Origin of the sequence: Aliikangiella coralliicola, assembly GCF_007004725.1 — a bacterium.
Taxonomy (GTDB): Bacteria; Pseudomonadota; Gammaproteobacteria; order Enterobacterales; family Kangiellaceae; genus Aliikangiella; species Aliikangiella coralliicola.
Map to the genome: position 1 here is coordinate 21,049 of NZ_ML660162.1, position 16,431 is coordinate 37,479.

At 41.7% G+C, this 16,431-nt stretch carries 21 protein-coding genes; 10 read left to right on the forward strand and 11 right to left on the reverse strand.

What is annotated here, in order from left to right:
* The first annotated feature begins 88 nt into the window (after nt 1-88).
* Both FLL46_RS06115 and tesB read left to right on the forward strand, forming a co-directional pair.
* Complete coding sequence (locus FLL46_RS06115; protein ID WP_142892608.1) at nt 89-1,069, forward strand: endonuclease/exonuclease/phosphatase family protein; 981 nt, start codon at nt 89-91, stop codon at nt 1,067-1,069.
* Nucleotides 1,070-1,265: 196 nt separating this feature from the next.
* Nucleotides 1,266-2,126 carry an acyl-CoA thioesterase II gene (tesB, locus tag FLL46_RS06120; protein ID WP_142892609.1) on the forward strand — a complete coding sequence of 287 codons (861 nt, stop codon included), beginning with the start codon at nt 1,266-1,268 and terminating at the stop codon, nt 2,124-2,126.
* A gap of 52 nt (nt 2,127-2,178) precedes the next feature.
* On the opposite strand, the gene FLL46_RS06125 is transcribed toward tesB, so the two are convergent.
* Nucleotides 2,179-2,934, reverse strand: a complete 756-nt coding sequence (locus tag FLL46_RS06125; RefSeq protein ID WP_142892610.1) for a DUF4197 domain-containing protein — start codon at nt 2,932-2,934, stop codon at nt 2,179-2,181.
* A gap of 171 nt (nt 2,935-3,105) precedes the next feature.
* A complete protein-coding gene (locus FLL46_RS06130) occupies nt 3,106-3,345 on the reverse strand; it encodes a TIGR02647 family protein (RefSeq protein WP_142892611.1) in 240 nt (79 codons plus the stop codon).
* 192 nt (nt 3,346-3,537) lie between these two features.
* Here FLL46_RS06130 and FLL46_RS06135 point away from each other — a divergent pair, with 192 nt between their 5' ends.
* Nucleotides 3,538-3,768: a hypothetical protein gene (locus tag FLL46_RS06135; protein WP_142892612.1), complete on the forward strand. Its 231-nt coding sequence runs from the start codon at nt 3,538-3,540 to the stop codon at nt 3,766-3,768.
* A 189-nt stretch (nt 3,769-3,957) separates the two neighbouring features.
* Here the strand turns inward: FLL46_RS06135 and FLL46_RS06140 are convergent, their stop codons facing one another.
* Complete coding sequence (locus tag FLL46_RS06140) at nt 3,958-4,557, reverse strand: hypothetical protein (RefSeq protein ID WP_142892613.1); 600 nt, start codon at nt 4,555-4,557, stop codon at nt 3,958-3,960.
* 403 nt (nt 4,558-4,960) lie between these two features.
* Here FLL46_RS06140 and FLL46_RS06145 point away from each other — a divergent pair, with 403 nt between their 5' ends.
* The 4 genes from FLL46_RS06145 to FLL46_RS06160 all read left to right on the forward strand — a co-directional run bounded on the left by FLL46_RS06145 (nt 4,961) and on the right by FLL46_RS06160 (nt 7,043).
* Nucleotides 4,961-5,332 carry a VOC family protein gene (locus FLL46_RS06145; RefSeq protein ID WP_142892614.1) on the forward strand — a complete coding sequence of 124 codons (372 nt, stop codon included), beginning with the start codon at nt 4,961-4,963 and terminating at the stop codon, nt 5,330-5,332.
* 92 nt (nt 5,333-5,424) lie between these two features.
* Nucleotides 5,425-5,790 carry an antibiotic biosynthesis monooxygenase family protein gene (locus tag FLL46_RS06150; RefSeq protein WP_142892615.1) on the forward strand — a complete coding sequence of 122 codons (366 nt, stop codon included), beginning with the start codon at nt 5,425-5,427 and terminating at the stop codon, nt 5,788-5,790.
* 54 nt (nt 5,791-5,844) lie between these two features.
* Entirely contained in the window at nt 5,845-6,270 is a 426-nt protein-coding gene (locus FLL46_RS06155; RefSeq protein ID WP_142892616.1) for a GFA family protein, read from the forward strand.
* Between the two features lie 158 nt (nt 6,271-6,428).
* Nucleotides 6,429-7,043 (forward strand): arylesterase, encoded by a 615-nt coding sequence (locus tag FLL46_RS06160; RefSeq protein WP_142892617.1) that lies wholly within the window; start codon nt 6,429-6,431, stop codon nt 7,041-7,043.
* A 30-nt stretch (nt 7,044-7,073) separates the two neighbouring features.
* Here the strand turns inward: FLL46_RS06160 and FLL46_RS06165 are convergent, their stop codons facing one another.
* Together FLL46_RS06165 and FLL46_RS06170 are read right to left on the reverse strand one after the other, a co-directional pair.
* Nucleotides 7,074-7,955 carry a spermidine synthase gene (locus FLL46_RS06165; RefSeq protein ID WP_142892618.1) on the reverse strand — a complete coding sequence of 294 codons (882 nt, stop codon included), beginning with the start codon at nt 7,953-7,955 and terminating at the stop codon, nt 7,074-7,076.
* On the reverse strand, nt 7,952-8,566 hold the full coding sequence (locus FLL46_RS06170; protein ID WP_142892619.1) for a fused MFS/spermidine synthase: 615 nt from the start codon (nt 8,564-8,566) through the stop codon (nt 7,952-7,954). Before FLL46_RS06170 ends, FLL46_RS06165 begins: the two co-directional genes overlap by 4 nt.
* Before the next feature lie 264 nt (nt 8,567-8,830).
* Here FLL46_RS06170 and FLL46_RS06175 point away from each other — a divergent pair, with 264 nt between their 5' ends.
* Both FLL46_RS06175 and FLL46_RS06180 read left to right on the forward strand, forming a co-directional pair.
* The gene (locus FLL46_RS06175) at nt 8,831-9,556 is read left to right on the forward strand and encodes a helix-turn-helix transcriptional regulator (protein WP_142892620.1); all 726 of its coding nucleotides are present in this window, start codon (nt 8,831-8,833) and stop codon (nt 9,554-9,556) included.
* Nucleotides 9,531-10,274: an SDR family NAD(P)-dependent oxidoreductase gene (locus tag FLL46_RS06180; protein ID WP_210418611.1), complete on the forward strand. Its 744-nt coding sequence runs from the start codon at nt 9,531-9,533 to the stop codon at nt 10,272-10,274. The genes FLL46_RS06175 and FLL46_RS06180 overlap by 26 nt, the downstream gene beginning before the upstream one ends.
* Nucleotides 10,275-10,342: 68 nt before the next feature.
* On the opposite strand, the gene FLL46_RS06185 is transcribed toward FLL46_RS06180, so the two are convergent.
* The 5 genes from FLL46_RS06185 to FLL46_RS06205 form a co-directional block, all read right to left on the reverse strand.
* Nucleotides 10,343-11,203, reverse strand: coding sequence for an alpha/beta hydrolase (locus FLL46_RS06185; protein WP_142892621.1), 861 nt, complete (start codon nt 11,201-11,203; stop codon nt 10,343-10,345).
* Nucleotides 11,204-11,317: 114 nt separating this feature from the next.
* Nucleotides 11,318-11,854, reverse strand: coding sequence for a hypothetical protein (locus FLL46_RS06190; protein WP_142892622.1), 537 nt, complete (start codon nt 11,852-11,854; stop codon nt 11,318-11,320).
* Between the two features lie 10 nt (nt 11,855-11,864).
* Nucleotides 11,865-13,610 (reverse strand): OPT family oligopeptide transporter, encoded by a 1,746-nt coding sequence (locus FLL46_RS06195; protein WP_142892623.1) that lies wholly within the window; start codon nt 13,608-13,610, stop codon nt 11,865-11,867.
* Between the two features lie 257 nt (nt 13,611-13,867).
* Nucleotides 13,868-14,611 (reverse strand): hypothetical protein, encoded by a 744-nt coding sequence (locus FLL46_RS06200; protein ID WP_142892624.1) that lies wholly within the window; start codon nt 14,609-14,611, stop codon nt 13,868-13,870.
* Between the two features lie 5 nt (nt 14,612-14,616).
* Nucleotides 14,617-14,853 (reverse strand): thioredoxin family protein, encoded by a 237-nt coding sequence (locus FLL46_RS06205; protein WP_142892625.1) that lies wholly within the window; start codon nt 14,851-14,853, stop codon nt 14,617-14,619.
* A gap of 106 nt (nt 14,854-14,959) precedes the next feature.
* On the opposite strand from FLL46_RS06205, the gene FLL46_RS06210 reads away from it, so the two are divergent.
* A complete protein-coding gene (locus tag FLL46_RS06210) occupies nt 14,960-15,529 on the forward strand; it encodes a MarR family winged helix-turn-helix transcriptional regulator (protein WP_142892626.1) in 570 nt (189 codons plus the stop codon).
* Between the two features lie 72 nt (nt 15,530-15,601).
* Here FLL46_RS06210 and FLL46_RS06215 read toward each other — a convergent pair whose 3' ends face one another.
* Nucleotides 15,602-16,339, reverse strand: coding sequence for a hypothetical protein (locus tag FLL46_RS06215; protein ID WP_142892627.1), 738 nt, complete (start codon nt 16,337-16,339; stop codon nt 15,602-15,604).
* Nucleotides 16,340-16,431 lie beyond the last annotated feature (92 nt).

Consider the following 16,431-nt stretch of genomic DNA (forward strand, 5'->3'; position numbering starts at 1 on the left):
ATTTATTTACCCTGCCAAAGGTTTGAATGATTTTTATTGAGATAGTCTACACTGTATAAATGACAACCAACCTGAATGGACTTTCAAAATGGCTAAAAAAATCAGCTTCGCTTCTTTTAACTTATATAACCTCCAGGAAGCCGGAAAAAAAGTTCGTTCCAAGGTAGTTCCAAATGCGCTTTACGACAAAAAGATAGCCTGGACCAGAAAAATGCTGATCGACCTTGACGCTGATGTCATTGCTTTTCAGGAACTCTGGTCGAGAAAATGTCTAGATAAAGTATTTAGAGTTGAAGCGCTATCCGGTTACCAGCTCGTTTATATTACTCAAAGCTTTACCAATCCCTGGTATGGGATTGCAGTGGCTGTCGCAGTGCGAACCCCCTGGAAAGTAAAATACAAAAAACTCTATAAGAAGTTTCCTTTCAAAAAGATCGTCAAACTCGACGAAAATGATGATGAGGACGATGAGTTCAATTTATCAATCGATCAGTTTTCCAGAACGGTGATTAATCTAACGTTAGAAAACCCTACATCAAACAAAATCCCCGATATCGATGTGTTTGCGGCTCACTTAAAATCAAAACTGCCTGCCTCAGCCAAAAATGTTACATCAAAACACCGCAATACTATCGGCAGTGCAATCTCTACTATTCGAAGAACAGCGGAAGCCGCTGCACTAAGGTGGATATTAACAAATCGCATGAAGTACACTAACAAACCGACGGTATTACTCGGTGATCTGAATGACGATCCAAGAAGCAATACGCTCGCATTGATTACCGAACAGCCTTCTCTGACACCGAGTTCAACCGGAAGAGATACCGCACTTTACAGCGCTTTAAAACTCCAACAACTCCGCTCATTCAGAGATGTTTTTTACACTCATGAATTTAATCGACTCAAAGATACCCTTGATCATATCCTGGTTTCTGAAGAGTTTTTTGAAAGCTCAAATAAGAGCGTCTGGCGACACCTTGAAACCCGGATCTGGAATGACTTTCTTGAAGACGACTCACCCCACACTAGCGATCATGGCATTATCAAAGCGATCTTCCAGCTCTCCTGATTATTGGAGCCTGTTGTTCTTTTTCGCTAACCGATGCGACTTGTAATGATACGATACGACTTGCAATGGTACAGAGTAGCCTGAATAATCTTTGACTGGAGTCGGACTATTAATACTATTCCATATATCTCAAAATAACCTACAATATAAAGACTCATCAGGAACATCAGAAGCAAAGGTTAGAAACAAAGTAATCATGTCACAAGTATTGCAACAATTACTCGACTTACTCAGCCTGGAAGCAATTGAGCAACATCTTTATCGCGGTAACAGTCAAGATATTGCCCTTGGGCATGTGTTTGGCGGCCAGGTTATCGGTCAGGCACTTTCTGCTGCGAAGCGAACGGTTGATGCCGATCGTTCTGTACATTCATTCCATAGTTATTTTTTGCGACCTGGCGATGCAACCAAACCAATCGTTTATGATGTCGAAAATATCCGTGATGGTGGCAGTATTTCAACTCGCCGAGTCAAGGCCATCCAAAATGGAAAGCGAATATTTTTTCTCACTGCCTCCTTTCATCAATCAGATGGTGGCTTCGATCATCAAGCTACCATGCCCGAAGTCACAGGCCCCGATAATTTAATCTCAGAATTAGAGATTGCGCGAAAATACGCAGACAGACTGCCTGAAAAAATTCGTAACCTTGTGACTTGCGAAAAGCCGATAGAAATCCGCCCTGTCGAGTTCTTTAACCCATTAAACCCTGAGAAATCTGAACCCAAAAGACACGTCTGGATGAAGGCTAATGGTCCCTTGCCCAATGATCTTAGAGTTCATAAATATTTACTCGCCTATGCGTCGGATTTCGCTTTCTTACCCGTTGCAGGTCAGCCTCATAGCGTTTCCTTTATGCTGCCTCAATTTCAAATGGCGACAATTGATCATAGTATGTGGTTTCATCGAGATTTTCGCTTTGACGATTGGTTATTGCATGTTATTGAAAGCCCGTCCGCGAGCAATGACAGGGGATTTGTCAGGGGACAATTTTTTGATAGAAAAGGCCGGCTGGTCGCAAGTACCGCGCAAGAAGGTGTGATGAGAGCTCGCCAGTAAGTATTTCAAATCGCTGTATTGGCTGGCTCTTCTTATGCGCAGCTGAGGTTATTTACTTTGCAAATACGCGCTGTAACAACTCAGTCACTCTGGCGGCTGGATCCTGCCGAATTTTGCCTTCCTCTTGCGCCACCAGTTTGAACAGCCCATCAAGTGAACTTTGCAAAATATAATTTTCAATATTGAGGTCAGGTTTCGTGGTTAGCGGTAAAGCATCGTAGGCATTCAGCAAACTCTTATAATCTTGATAAAATCCCACTTTGTTCATTGAACTGCTAATTATTGGTTTAAATTTAGTACTTAAACGCGCCTCAGTAGTGCGGCGGAAATACTGAGTTGCTGCATCGTTCGGACCACGCAAAATATTCCAGGCATCAGTTAGCGTCATTTGAGCAATACTTTCTAAGAACACCTGTTTGGCTTCTTTCGATGCTGACTCTGCAGAGCGATTCATTTGCAACTCGAATTTATCAACGTAACGTCCCAGTCCAAACTTTCTTAAAGTTGAAGCCGTTTTATCGAGTTCTTTCGGTACTGCAATTCGAATCAGTGGATTATTACTAAAGCCGCCTATCTGACTTGTTTTGCTTACACTATTGTTAGTGCCGACTTCTAGCGCTTGCTTGAGCCCCGCCACAACGGTTTTTTCATCAAGGGGAGTTTGGTATTGCTGCAGGGTATCGGCAACTTGCTGCAAATCAACATTTTTGCAGCCGGTAAGCCCGAAAGCTATTGGTAATACGAATAATGTACTAAGACAAAATGACTTCTTTACCAGACGCAGGATGAACAAAAAATATCTGACCATAACAAGTTACCTGATCCTATGTTTAGACCTTATGTTTAAAAAACAACCACGCTAATGTTGTTAAATATCTGTAAAAACGACAAAGAAAAAATAGATTAATAGCCAATATCAAATTTGCGCAAAACCGAAATCCGACATTTTCGAACTAGTAAGCTTTTGTCATTGACTCGTTTAGCGATTAGCCTGCAACAAACTGACTAACTGTTGCACGTGCTCAGCGGTTTCCACTCCCCTGTCAGTGAGATAACCACCATCACTCTGAGAAATGATACCTTTATCATATAACCTTTGGGCAGCGCTGATAGCATTAGGACTTGCGGTGTGGTGGATCTTAATCCCCGCCTGGGTAGTATTAAGATTAAATAGATTAAGAATTTCTAACTCAGCTAACAAATCAGGTGTTAACGCCATGGACAGTTCCTCAACTCAAAAAATCTGACTTAAAAATAGCATCTTTTGACACCTGGGGCATAGCGCAACTAGATAATTTACCAATAATTTCTTATTTACCTCCATTTGATAACAATTATCATTTGCATTAAAGAAAAAACACCGCTAGAATCTTTCCATAGTTTAACGATATAGAAAACAGAGGATGTCACTATGGGTTATCAAATAGAAGCTTATCTAGATAATGGAAAGCCTTCTTTAAAAATTTATGACCTTGAGCAAAACGCCCTGTGTTTGTCATGGACTTATAGTGGAAAATCCAGTGAAAAGCGCTCGAAACAGGAAGTGCACCAATTGTTCAGAGAATTATTATTGCTCACTTGCAAGCAGGATATACATAACGTCAGAGTTTTTAATCTCTCTCCTCGTCAACTAGATAGTTAGTCGAGTTACTCAACTACTATCGTTATCGATAAGTCGATTAGTTGCCTTTGGCGTTATGTGTGTGATCATAACCAACGTTGACCCCATCCTAGAATGGTTATGATGTTGTCGCCCGGCTCCCCAGCCGGGCTTTTTATATTCTAGCTTGAGCTTGATTATCCGGTTTAGAAAAAATGAAGTTTTAATGAATTAATTTAACTCACACAAGCGCGAAACCAATTTTCGAAGAATCGATTTCTTTGCAGATTGTGACAGCGGGTTAACCCAGTCGAATCCCATCGATTCCCAGTCTGGATCACCACAATCAAATCCAAGTGCTTCCAGAAATAAATAAGTCGTCACAAAATAATGATGCCGGTAAGGTAATAACACACCACCATTTTCCAATTGGTGCTTTTTGGCTTCATCATAATTATTAAACCAGTGATTGGTAAATCCACAAAAGGCAGGGTTGCCAAAAAACGTCGTAAAATCAATCGTATTTTCAAGTTCAACTTGTTGTTTCAGATCAGTCCAACACTCGAACCCATTTTCCAAAGCGATAATATGTAGCGCATGTTTTCTCTTAATCTTTTCGGGTTTGTTTAGCAAATGCTGGTGATCGACCTGGTAAAGCCGATTTCGGAGTTGATCATCCAATACAAGGTCAGCTTCTTGAATTATCTTTAAAAGTTTTTTCGCCCGGGCTTTAAAAAAATTGATATTTTTGCCTGAGGTAAAAACATGAGAGGGAAGTGTTTCAGGTTGAGTTTTCGTATCTATTGTCTTCGGTGTATTTACCGTCTTCATTAGTCTCTCCATATATTTTTGCTTTCCTTACTAAGCAAACTTAGAGTTAATGAACAAACAGATAAATTGTCGATAAGTTAATCTTATGCGGAGATGAGCATGACTCTTTTGTAAGGCAGGCATTCTCGATACCTGAGAAATAGCATATCGAATTCTCTGAGTTTTATCAAACTTGATTTTCCAACTCATTTATCAAATTTCAAACTGCTCAGTTTCTTTGTGAATTGTTCAGCGTCGATTCTGCTTTCCCGCTCGCAACAACGAACTCAAACAGTCTCCTGACACTATGTTGTCAGTAGCTATGTTATATGATTTTCCTACGCCCCTGAGAAGTAATATTCAATAAACCTGATGTCAGGCCAATTTAGCCTGTCAATCCATTAAACTTTTAAGAGGAATTAAAATGAAGCATCTTGTAACCTGGTCAGAAATTTCAGTAAGTGATATTGAGCGCGCGAAGAATTTTTATGGTGAGGTATTCGGCATCGGTTTTAAGCACGAAACGATGGGCGACCATGAATATGCAATGTTTGAGTCTGAGCCAGACACAGTGACTGGCGCTTTAGTTGCGGGAGACGGCTACAACCCAACCGCCGACGGAACCATTGTATACCTGAATGGAGGTGATGACTTGAGCGAACCGCTATCCAGAATTACCCGGCTTGGCAGTCAGGTTGTTGTACCTAAAACAGCCATTAACGACGGTGAACAAGGTTATTTTGCGCAATTTATTGATAGCGAAGGAAACCGCGTAGGACTCTACTCAGAAAAGTAACGCTGGGATATTTCCGTACTGAAAATTGTCGCTTCTGCGAACATATTTTTGCAGAAGCGATTTTTACCATTTGAACACGTTTAGGTAAACCTATGTCATCACCCATCTTGCCGTCGTCTGTATTACCGCCGCCCATACTAGAAGTCGTCATATACCAGATAAAACCAGCGCATCTGAAAAATTATCAGCAACATGGCTTACCAAAATTTAAAAAATTGGTAAAATCGATGGATGGTTTTCATTCTTATCAAACATTAGCAAGCTGTAACCAACAAGGTCTATTGATAGATCTTGTACGATGGAAAAGTCTCGAACATGCAGTTATTGCTGCAGAAAGTGTCCAGAAAATTCAAAATTCTCCAGACTACGCCAACTATCTTGATGCTTTTGAAAAAGTTAACATATTTCACCATTTTCAATCTCTTAAAGGCACTAGTCAGAGTTTGGCGGATACATAAAGAGAGAATAAAAAACCAGAATCCTGAATGAATAAACACAGATAGGAGAAATAAATGTCACAAAATAAAAGCCGCAAAGGAAGCTGTTTGTGCGGAGCGGTCACCGTCAATGCTCATTCGTCCGATCATAAATTAGGCGCCTGCCACTGTAGTATGTGCCGTAACTGGGGCGGCGGACCACTGCAAGCACTAGATTGTGGTAGCGAAGTTTCCTTTGAGGGAGAGTCAAACATTAAGAGATTCAGCTCATCCGAGTGGGCTGAACGTGGCTTTTGCTCACAATGTGGTACCCATCTTTTCTATCGACTCAAGCAGAATAATCAACATATTATGCCCGTCGGAATTTTTAGTGAAGTGGACGATGTGGTTTTTGATCACCAGATTTTTATCGATAAAAAACCGAGCTACTATGAATTTTCTAATGACACTAAAAATATGACTGAGGAAGAAGTTTTTGCACAATATGCGCCGCCGGAATAACTTTTTCTATACTTGGTGATAACCGCACATCTAAAAGCATTCAGACGCTAATTAACCCGAATTCGGGATAACTAGTCACTCAGAAACTTGACTTGTGAGTGACTTGTAATTAGCGTTAGACTTTCTACGTTGGACGATTAGAAAGTAAAGGAACAGAAATGAAAATAAGACGTCTGAAAGCTTGTACTATTTATTTGTTAGTTATTTTTCTCGCGTCTTGTGGTTCTGATAAATTAGAACCGCTTAATTCTAATGACACTATTTTAGCGTTTGGCGATAGCCTGACCTTTGGCGTTGGCGCTGAAAAAAACCAATCTTACCCGAATGCTCTGGAATTACTAACAGGACTCTCCGTTATTAATGCCGGTATATCCGGCGAGACAACCAGCGAGGGCGTCAAACGTTTTCAGGCAGAACTCAATAAACATTCACCCAAACTCGTTGTGTTGCTCGAAGGCGGCAATGATATTTTACGAAACCACAATAAAACGATTACCAAAAAAAATCTTGCCAGTATGATTGAGATGGCCAGTGTATATGGCGCAAAAGTGGTTCTGATCGGCGTTCCAGAAAAAAAGCTTTTTTCCAACAGCGCGCCCTTTTATGCTGAATTAGCTGACCAATATAATTTAGCCTTTGATGATGACATTCTGGCAGACTTATTACGCAGTTCGGAATACAAGTCTGATCCAATTCACCTCAACTCAGCAGGATACCAAAAATTGGCAGAAGGAATTTATCAGTTACTTCGCGATAATGGCGCCCTTCAATAGTTAATCAATCAGCAGTTAATTAATCAGTAGTTAATCAAGCCGCTTTAATAGATTAGCCGGTGAGTACTGGTCAGTTAATATTTCGCTTTCCGTATTCCAGTCAACAGTGTCACTAATTAACCCCCAGACCTTTTTGAGGTCTACCTGGTAACGCGACACTTTGCTTTGTAATTCTTTTGGCGCATCAGGGAAAGACTCAAAGCTACTACAGTTGCAGGCAAAAATGACTCGATTGCCTTTAGTTGGCGCTTGAAAAATATGGAGCTTTCCAAATACCTTTTGATAGGTTACCGACTCAAAATCATACAGCCGACTATTACTAAATGTGTTAGCCGTTAAAACACCATTATCACTTAGCAGCCCTTTTACTTCCGCCAAAAATTCCTTCGTCATTAAATGTTCTGGAATATAATCACCGTTAAAAGCATCTAACATAATCCAGTCAAATTTCTCTTTTTTCAGCAAAGCTCGCTTAACGAAAACCCTGCCATCTTTGACGACGGTTTTAACCTTTTCATTTTCTTCATAGCCAAAATGCTTTTTTGCCAGATTGACAACCACAGGGTCAATTTCAACAGAAACAATTTCTGCCTGGGGAGACAACTGATGCAATACTTTAGACAAAACTCCGCCGCCGAGACCAATAATTAGAATACGCTTTGGTTGCGGATTGATCGCATAACCGGCCATCACACCATGGGCATACTCAAAAACGAGTCTTTCAGGATCGCGTAAATCGATACAGGCTTGATTGGTAATTTTTTTTCGGCGAGTTTCAAAACGCATGCAGCGAAGTTTATCTTCTTCGGTAATAACAACATTGCGATAGATTGAGCGTTCTTTATCGATTTCCCTTGCTGTTCCAGAAACCGATAACAAACTCAAAAAAATGCCGATTAATAGTCTACTCATGAATCACTCACTGTTTGTTCACCGTCAATTTTTGCTACCAACAGGGCAATACAGCCCGCCGCAAAAAGAATACCAAAAGTTAGCCAGAGAATCTGATTAACTTCTAACCAGAGCACCAGGTAAAAGGAAGTCATAATGGTACCAATGGCACTGCCGAGGGTAGATACAAAATAGAGGAATCCCGCAGTTTGTCCCGAGGAGTCGGCCGATACCGTTAAAATTCTGACTGAATAGGGTGCAATCATTCCCATAATAATACTCGGTACCAAAAATACCAGCGCCGAAGCTGCCAAAGAACCATAACGAGGATCTTCAATTCGCTCAAAAACAAACTCAAAAATAGATTCCGAAAAGAAAATTGTCGGCAATAGAGTCAGTGCTGCGACAAGAAAAATTCCGGCATATCGATTAATACTGGGGCTATATAAAGAGAAACGCCCGCCTCCCAGGTAACCAATGGACAAAGCCAACATAAAGACAGTAATAATACTCCCCCAGACGTAAACACTACTGCCGAAAAAGGGGGCCAACATTCTTCCACCCAGCAATTCAAAACACATAATTGAAAACCCCGCACAAAAGGCGAGTAGTAAGATCGCGGCTTTTTTCATTTTATTTTTATCTTCTTCTCTAAAAGCTATTTTTTAAGTGGGCTAATAGTTAACGCTAGCTTGCGTATAAGATACAGCGGTTATCCCAAGGGAGCAATAGAAACAAGCTTGAATATCTGGGTTATTCGGATCCATCATCAATCGCCGAAACGACTTTGCGTCAGGAGGCTCCTGATAACTCAAGAGATTTACCACTTTTCAAAACAGCTTAACCCGCTGTAGAATTCAAGCAAGCCAATTTTAATCGTCAGGGATATTAGCGCAATGCGCCGAGCTGATCGCCTTTTCCAGATAACTCAGATACTACGTAACAAGCGTTTGGTGACCGCTAAGCAGCTATCTGAAAGACTAGAGGTGTCCGAAAGGACTATTTATCGCGACATTCAGGATCTGAGTTTATCTGGTGTACCTATCGAGAGTGAAGCCGGCGTGGGCTATATGCTACGTCATTCATTAGATATACCACCAATAATGTTTGATGCTGACGAACTGGAAGCAATTTTACTTGGTGTAAAAATGATTAAAGCCTGGTCAGGTAATGAACTAGGCCAATCTGCTGAATCTGCGTTGGACAAAATTGAAGCAGTGCTACCCCAGGAATTAAAAACCCACTTGAGTTCAAGTAAACTTTTTGTTCCCAATTTCAGTATTCCTAATCGACACAAAAATAACTTTGAAGCACTACGCCAGGCGATCAACAAGAAAAATATTGTCAAAGTCGATTATCAAAAGCTTAACGGCGAATTCTCTACCAGGGATCTTTGTCCGCTGGGTATGTATTATTGGGGGAAAATTTGGACATTGGTTGCCTGGTGTCAGCTCAGAGATTCATTTCGAGCATTTCGAGTTGATCGAATTATGACGATAAACACTACCGGAGAAAAGTTTAGGGACGCTGACGGCAAATCGTTAGATGACTACATCGAGATTCAAAAAGCGCTTTATAAACAGCAAAAAGAGTGGGATGAAAATCAAAATTATGGACAATGAAAAAGCCAAAATCATCATTGTCGGCGCAACTTCCGGTATTGGATTGGCGCTAGCAAAAAAATTTGTAAAAGACGGCCACAAAGTAGGAGTTGCAGGTAGACGGCTTGAAAAACTGAAAGCGTTTCAACAGAAATTTTTGGGCAAAGCTTTTATTAAACAAATGGATATTACGCTTACGGGCCAGGCAATTATTCAGTTAGACCACTTGATTAACCAGATGGAAGGCGTTGATATCATTGTTATCAGCGCTGGAATCGGTTTTGTTAATCCTGAACTGGACTGGCAAAAAGAACAACAAACAATCGATACCAATGTTCGTGGCTTTAGCGCTGTCGCAAGTGCATCGCTCAATTATTTTATTAAGCAGGGACACGGTCAACTGGTTAGTATTTCTTCTATTAACGCTCTGAGAGGAAGCGATGTTGCGCCGGCTTACGCCGCATCTAAAGCCTTTGTTTCAAACTATATGCAAGGTTTACGCAAAAAAGTTTTTAAACTCGGTTTGCCGATTAGCGTTACTGATATCCAGCCCGGCTTTGTCGCTACAAAAATGGCAAAAGGAGACGGACTATTCTGGGTCTCGTCATCAAAAAAAGCCGCCAGCCAAATCAAAAATGCCATTCTGAAGAAACGTAAACATGTATACATTACCAAGCGCTGGCGATTGGTTGCCTGGCTACTCAAAATACTCCCCGACTGGTTGTATCATCGAATTTAACACCGAGCAATATACTCGAGATTAGAATCCTTGAGTGACTCTACTAAAGATCAATTCACAGGTTTGAATCAACTCTCCGTTTGCCTGGCTTTAAATAAATAGCGCAACCCATAATACCAGGCTAGCATTTCCACCGTTGCATGCCTTTCATCAACAAAATACTTTGAGTCGACTTGTAAGTTAGTTGATGAGCTTTTCTTTAACTGCGTGATAAACTGATTTCCCCAAGCTCGATTGGTTATTCCAATTTCACCCAGATGGTCATTGTTTGCCAATGCGAAAAAAACTTTGATTTTGTTAGGTGGAAACTGACTCAATTTTTTATGGGCAAGTTTATTCAGGTAGTTGTTATCCCAGATAAAGGTTGCATCTGCAATGAGGTAATGTGAAAACAAATCAGGATTAGTCAGCATGACATGGGCCGCAAAAAGCCCACCAAAAGAATGGCCTACTAAAACTTTTGTTCCATTGGTTCGATATTTGGAACGAATTGAAGGCACTAGTTCTTTTTCGATAAAAGCAGCAAATTTGTCAGCACCACCGCTCGCCTCAAACTTATCAAGAACATTGCCTTTAAAAATTAAGTCAGTTTTGGTTGGTGTTAAGTCACGAGTTCGATCAGTGTTCGGAATTGCGACGATTATAAACTCCGGAATTTGCCTGTCCAGGTTTTCTGAACCGAGCGACTCTACTAACCCGCTAATTCCTTTCATTCGGGTTTCATCGCCATCGAAAACATACATAACAGGGTATTTTTTATCTTTATTTTGCTGATAACCGGGTGGTAGATAAATAGAGTACCTTCGATTTTCATTCATCGTCTGCGAATGAATTTCAAACCATTTTCCAGTAACTATACTTTCAAGTGCTGATAAATTGGTGGAAATAACCACTGCAGCAACAATTAATACCAGTTTAATAATTTTCATATTTTATGTGTTAATCTCCTACTAACAACCCACAGGTTCGACCGCATTGAACCAATGATTCAAGCGGCCAAACAATACAACAATCGACTTATTACTATTTAAGATTTACTATTTTCATGCTTTGTTTTTGGCCTCTGAAAATTTCTGTTGAGCTTCCACAAATTGATCATAGGCTTTTGTTAAATACATCTTTACTTCATCCACATAACCGTCTGTTGATGCAGACCACACTCTGTTCACATAACGCTCTCCAGCCGCAAATGCAGACATAATATCAGCGTAGGTTTGCAGGCCGAATAAGTGCCTCATTGACTCCCTGACATTGGCAAAGTGATCAAGATCTTCACGAAAACGGCGGTCGATTTCAAAACGCGCCTCGTAGGTTGGCAACTCTTCTCGTTGCTGATTGAGTTGTTGTAAATTTGCTACTATTTTTTGCAAGCTATCATCCATTAACTTGAGATCATCTTCCAGTTTATGATCAGCCTGAGCGGCTTTTTTATTTTCGCTTTTTAGCATTGCTAGTCCGATGAAACCAACGATAAGTGCCGGAACAAAATAAACCCAGTTTATTTTTGTCGGATCTAATGCAGTTAAAAATGAGCCACTCAGAAAGCTCACCATTATCAGGATATATCCAATCTTTTTCATTTTGATTCTCCTATAAGCCTTCGACAATTTTAACAACAGCGAAACCAACACCAACCAATGCTTCACCAACGATAAATCCGGCAGCAATTGGAATACCAGAATTATGTGCAAATGATTCCGGCATTTTCCAGTCACTGGTCACTCGCAATATAGTTCCGATTGCGTAAGCAATGACAATACTAAACGGTAAGTAAAAACCCAGGCCAACGGTGATCCCTAAGCCGCCAGAGGTTGCGCTTAATAGTGCACCTAATCCGGCACCGGCAATATATTTTTCAATAGGGACATTTCCACCCAAAATACCTTCGACCATACTGGCTAGCGCTTGTCCCTGTGGCGCTGGTAGCTCATCGCTCCCCAACCCATAAGCTTCGTGTAACACGAAAATCAAAACCATGATTAATATAGGCCCGAGCCAGGCACCTAGAAATTGTCCCATTTGCTGCTGTTTTGGCGTTGCCCCCACCAGGTAACCGGTTTTCAGATCGAGCATTAAGTCGGTCGCTTGCGACATGGCAACACAGCACGCAGCACCGACCATGACCGCGGCAATAATGGCATCAGCTCGTCCGAGACCGCTCGCGATAAAGATCAGAATAGTCACAGCAATTAGTGTCATACCACTAAGCGGAGACCAGTTGGTTCGCCCGATACACTCCGATAAAATCACCCCGGCAATCCAAATCCAGAGAGTGCCGACAACAGCCATGGTCAAGCCTCTCATCCAACCCATCTGTTCGGTCGACTGGATCGCCATTCCGATCAGTAAAATCACCGCGCCGATAACCGCGCCGTAGAGCAGTTTAATCGGCATCTCATCACGTGACAGCGAAGCGCCTGATTTTGCTGCGCTCTGCATAGAGCGAATGGCACTGATAATTAAAGGTAACGCCATGATAATGCCGGTCACCGCACCACCAATCAGCATTCCGATTCCGGTGGGTCTAAACAGGCTGACCCTGAGAACATTCGGGTCTGTCACTATTGAGCCATCGGGGTTAGTCGGCAACAAATCAGTCGCCGCAAGCATTGGTGCTAGAAACCAGTAGCAGACAAACCCACCAATAATGAAAGCCACCCCGCCTTTTCCGGCGATATATCCAACCCCTACCGTTAGCAAGGAAAGATAAATAATACCGTTGGTGTACTCAGGCATGCTCAGGGCTGCGCCAAAGTTATAGTTGTCATCAGATAGATAAGCTTTAACCACAAAATGAATTAGCCCACTCACCAATGCCGCGCCAATTAACAATTGTGCTTTGCGGATCCCCGCTCCCGGCGACTTTAATATGGTAGCCACAGCAACACCGCCAGGATAAGTTAATCGTTCATAATCAATCATTTGCTTACGCAACGGAATGATAAATGCGATGCCAAGAAAAGCACCGGCAACACAACCAAATACCATCAAATAGGGATCAAACTCAGGCTGTCCCAGAATAAACAATGCCGGCACCGAGAACATCATTCCGCTAGATGCGCCGTTAACCGCGCTGGCAACAGTTTGAGTAACGTTGTTTTCTATGATCGAATTACGTCGCATGATGCCGCGTAAAATACCGAAACCTAATATGGCCGCCAGCTCAGAACCTTCAATTGAGAAACCTAGCTTAAGCGAAGCGTAACCAATGCTTAACGCCAAAATGGAACCTAACAGATAACCGACAAAAACCGCCGGATAGGAAAGTTCAGGATAGGGACCGTAGCGCAAAACTCCGGCCGAAGTGCTGTTTGAAGCGGTGCTAGAACTGGACAAATGATACCTCCATTGTTGTTATTTTATTAAGTCGCTAATTTTATAAGTCGCTTTTTTTAAAATCTAAACGGTCATTCTTTGGAATTGAGCCATGATGTTTATTGGCCTGAAACGACTTTTATTTTTTATTCAATTTTGGTTTAGTCCACAAAGCTTACCAAAAATTCCCGAGATAAAGGTGAAGAAAGGGTAAAAAGGCAATATTCCCCGAAGATCCGCTGACTTAAAAATAACTTCCCTGTTCATCACTTCCCCATTTATTGATTGACCTTTCCTGGTAAACTCAAATCCCCAGAGGCAACGTCAATCACGTTCACTACGCACAATAAGGGCGCATGGACACTTTGGTTAACTCTCAACCCCGCGGTTACTCCGTCAAAGGTCGTCTTTGTTACAACTCCGATATCGTCAAAAGGCACACGAACTTCAACCGTCTCAGAATTAAAGGTCGGATCCCATCCGGGGCTATCCAGTAAAATAGGCAACCCTGGCCAGGTTTTAGGTAATCGAGGTTTGGTATTTTTCGGAATATCAACGACACCCAGCGCGCCTTTGCCACACCGCTCGTCCGGCTTTAACACGACCCAATGACTATGCCAAACATCGCCATCGTTTTGAGTACTGCCATCACCATTTTCATCATAAAGCGGCGTATCATCAAAATCAGGGTGAGACGTCACTGCCAATGCCAAAATCCCCGCTTTTCTCTCAAAACCAACCTCATAACTATCAATCGAAGTCGGCCACACATAAGAAAATACCTGACTGCCGGCTAATTTCCCAGTTGGGGTTGGTTTGCTTTCTCCTGCTTTACCTGAAACCGACATATGAAAAACTGCCACATTACCATCAGTCGTGATTTTAGTGTGGATGATGTCAAACGGCGCAATCCTCGCGTTACCTTTTGACGCCTGTATACCACCGGTGTGGCCCGAGTGAGCATAAACAGGCCACGAAGAATTTGCTATTAGCAATAGTATGAAAGTTAGAAACCTGAACATTATCGTCACCCTTTCACTTCATCGATCGAAGCACCGTAGTTGATATGAAAAATTTCTCCATCCAGCTGTAGCGCTGGAACAGATTTAATACCGGCCTGCTCAGCAACTGCAATGCGGCTTTTATCAAGCCCCAAATGCACGACTTCTATTTCAAACCGTTGGGTGTCAATGGCTTCAAGCACTTGTTGTTCAGCATTGACGCAAACAGGACATCCTGCATGGTAAAAAATTGCTTTTTTCATTTTTCGTTCCTCATTATTAATAAATAGTATCGACTCGATACAATATGAAATATTACTCCCACAATCGCTGCTTGTCAAACAAGTGTCGAGGCGATACTATATAACGATGAATTCGAATCCGATTTATAATTATGTTGAACGACTGAGCGAACTGCTCAGGGTAGACTCGCGCCAGGCCGGTGCCCTCCACGGACTTCAACCAGTGCAACTTGAGGCGCTGCACTATCTGTCAATTTGTAATCGTTACTCAGATACACCTATGGCAGTGACAGAATATCTCGGTCAAACGAAAGGGACGGTTTCCCAAACCCTGAAAGTGCTTGAACGAAAATCGCTTTTAACGAAGCAGCCTGACGAAAATGATAAGCGGCTCTCTCACTTGAAGATCACAGCCAAGGGCAAGCAGCTGCTTCAACAACTTGTTCCAACGCCAATGTTTAATAAAGCTTGTGAGTCTCTGGATAAAAAAGATCAGGCAAAGATCGTAAGTGCTCTTAATCAGTTACTAGCAACATTACTTAAAACGAACGGTATGAAATCTTTTGGCGTATGCCATTCTTGTCGATTTAACAGCAGAAAAGAGAATGGAGACTACTTTTGCGATTTGTTAAAACAGCCCTTGTCTGTTGACGAGACAGAATTGATTTGCAGAGAGCATGAAGGTGAAATAGCGTAATACCTGAAAACCTACATCGAAGTTCTGGTCATCGAAATTCAATTAGATGGCCAGTGGTTGTTGTTCAACAATTTATTGGCTGCCGGAAATTCGCTCGATGATATCTTGGGCAAAGCGTTCACTGAAACCGCATAAAAAACCGACCACCAGATAAAATTTATCCGAATTTTCCGATGAACCAATATCAATAGTCACGATTCCCTGTTCAAGAATCAGGTAAACCACTATTGCAAAAAACATCGCCACCACAGGCTTTCCCGCCGCTGATATCATCACCCCAGTCGCGGCCATTTCTTGTTTAAGCGTTTCCATTTTGAGTACTCGGGTAACCACACTGGCGATACTCCCCATACCGGCAAATAAGCAAATCATCACGACGAGTTTTACGGAAAAATAAGGCGCTAAAAACTCTTCAAATTGAAACAGAATAACCATCACTAAAATTGATATAAGCACTCCTATGCTCATACCAATCAAATAATTAACTCGATTAAAAACTGCCACATAATGTTCGAGTAAATCCCTTGCTTGTGAGCATAAGTTCCTTCCTTTATCTTCTGCGTTACCCTGTATGCCAATCGATATAGCATTGACAAGCAACATCACAACCGCCTCCCACTCAGCAGTCCGCGCACCGAGTTGTCGATGAGCTCGCTTGTCGAGATCACCGATCTCATAGGCGAGATCAATTTGCGACTGGCTGGCATTGCCAGGCAGGTTAAAAGTTAACAGACAGTGATCACCCAGGTAGTTAATTCTCGTCTTAAGGGTATCAATATCATTTCGTTTTCTAGAAAAGTAATGAGGCATTTTTTATTTATCTGACCAGCGGCTCGAAAATTAAAAATAAGAAAATTAAAAATAAAGAGCAACAAAGCAGGTAAAAATACCTGCTTTGTTCG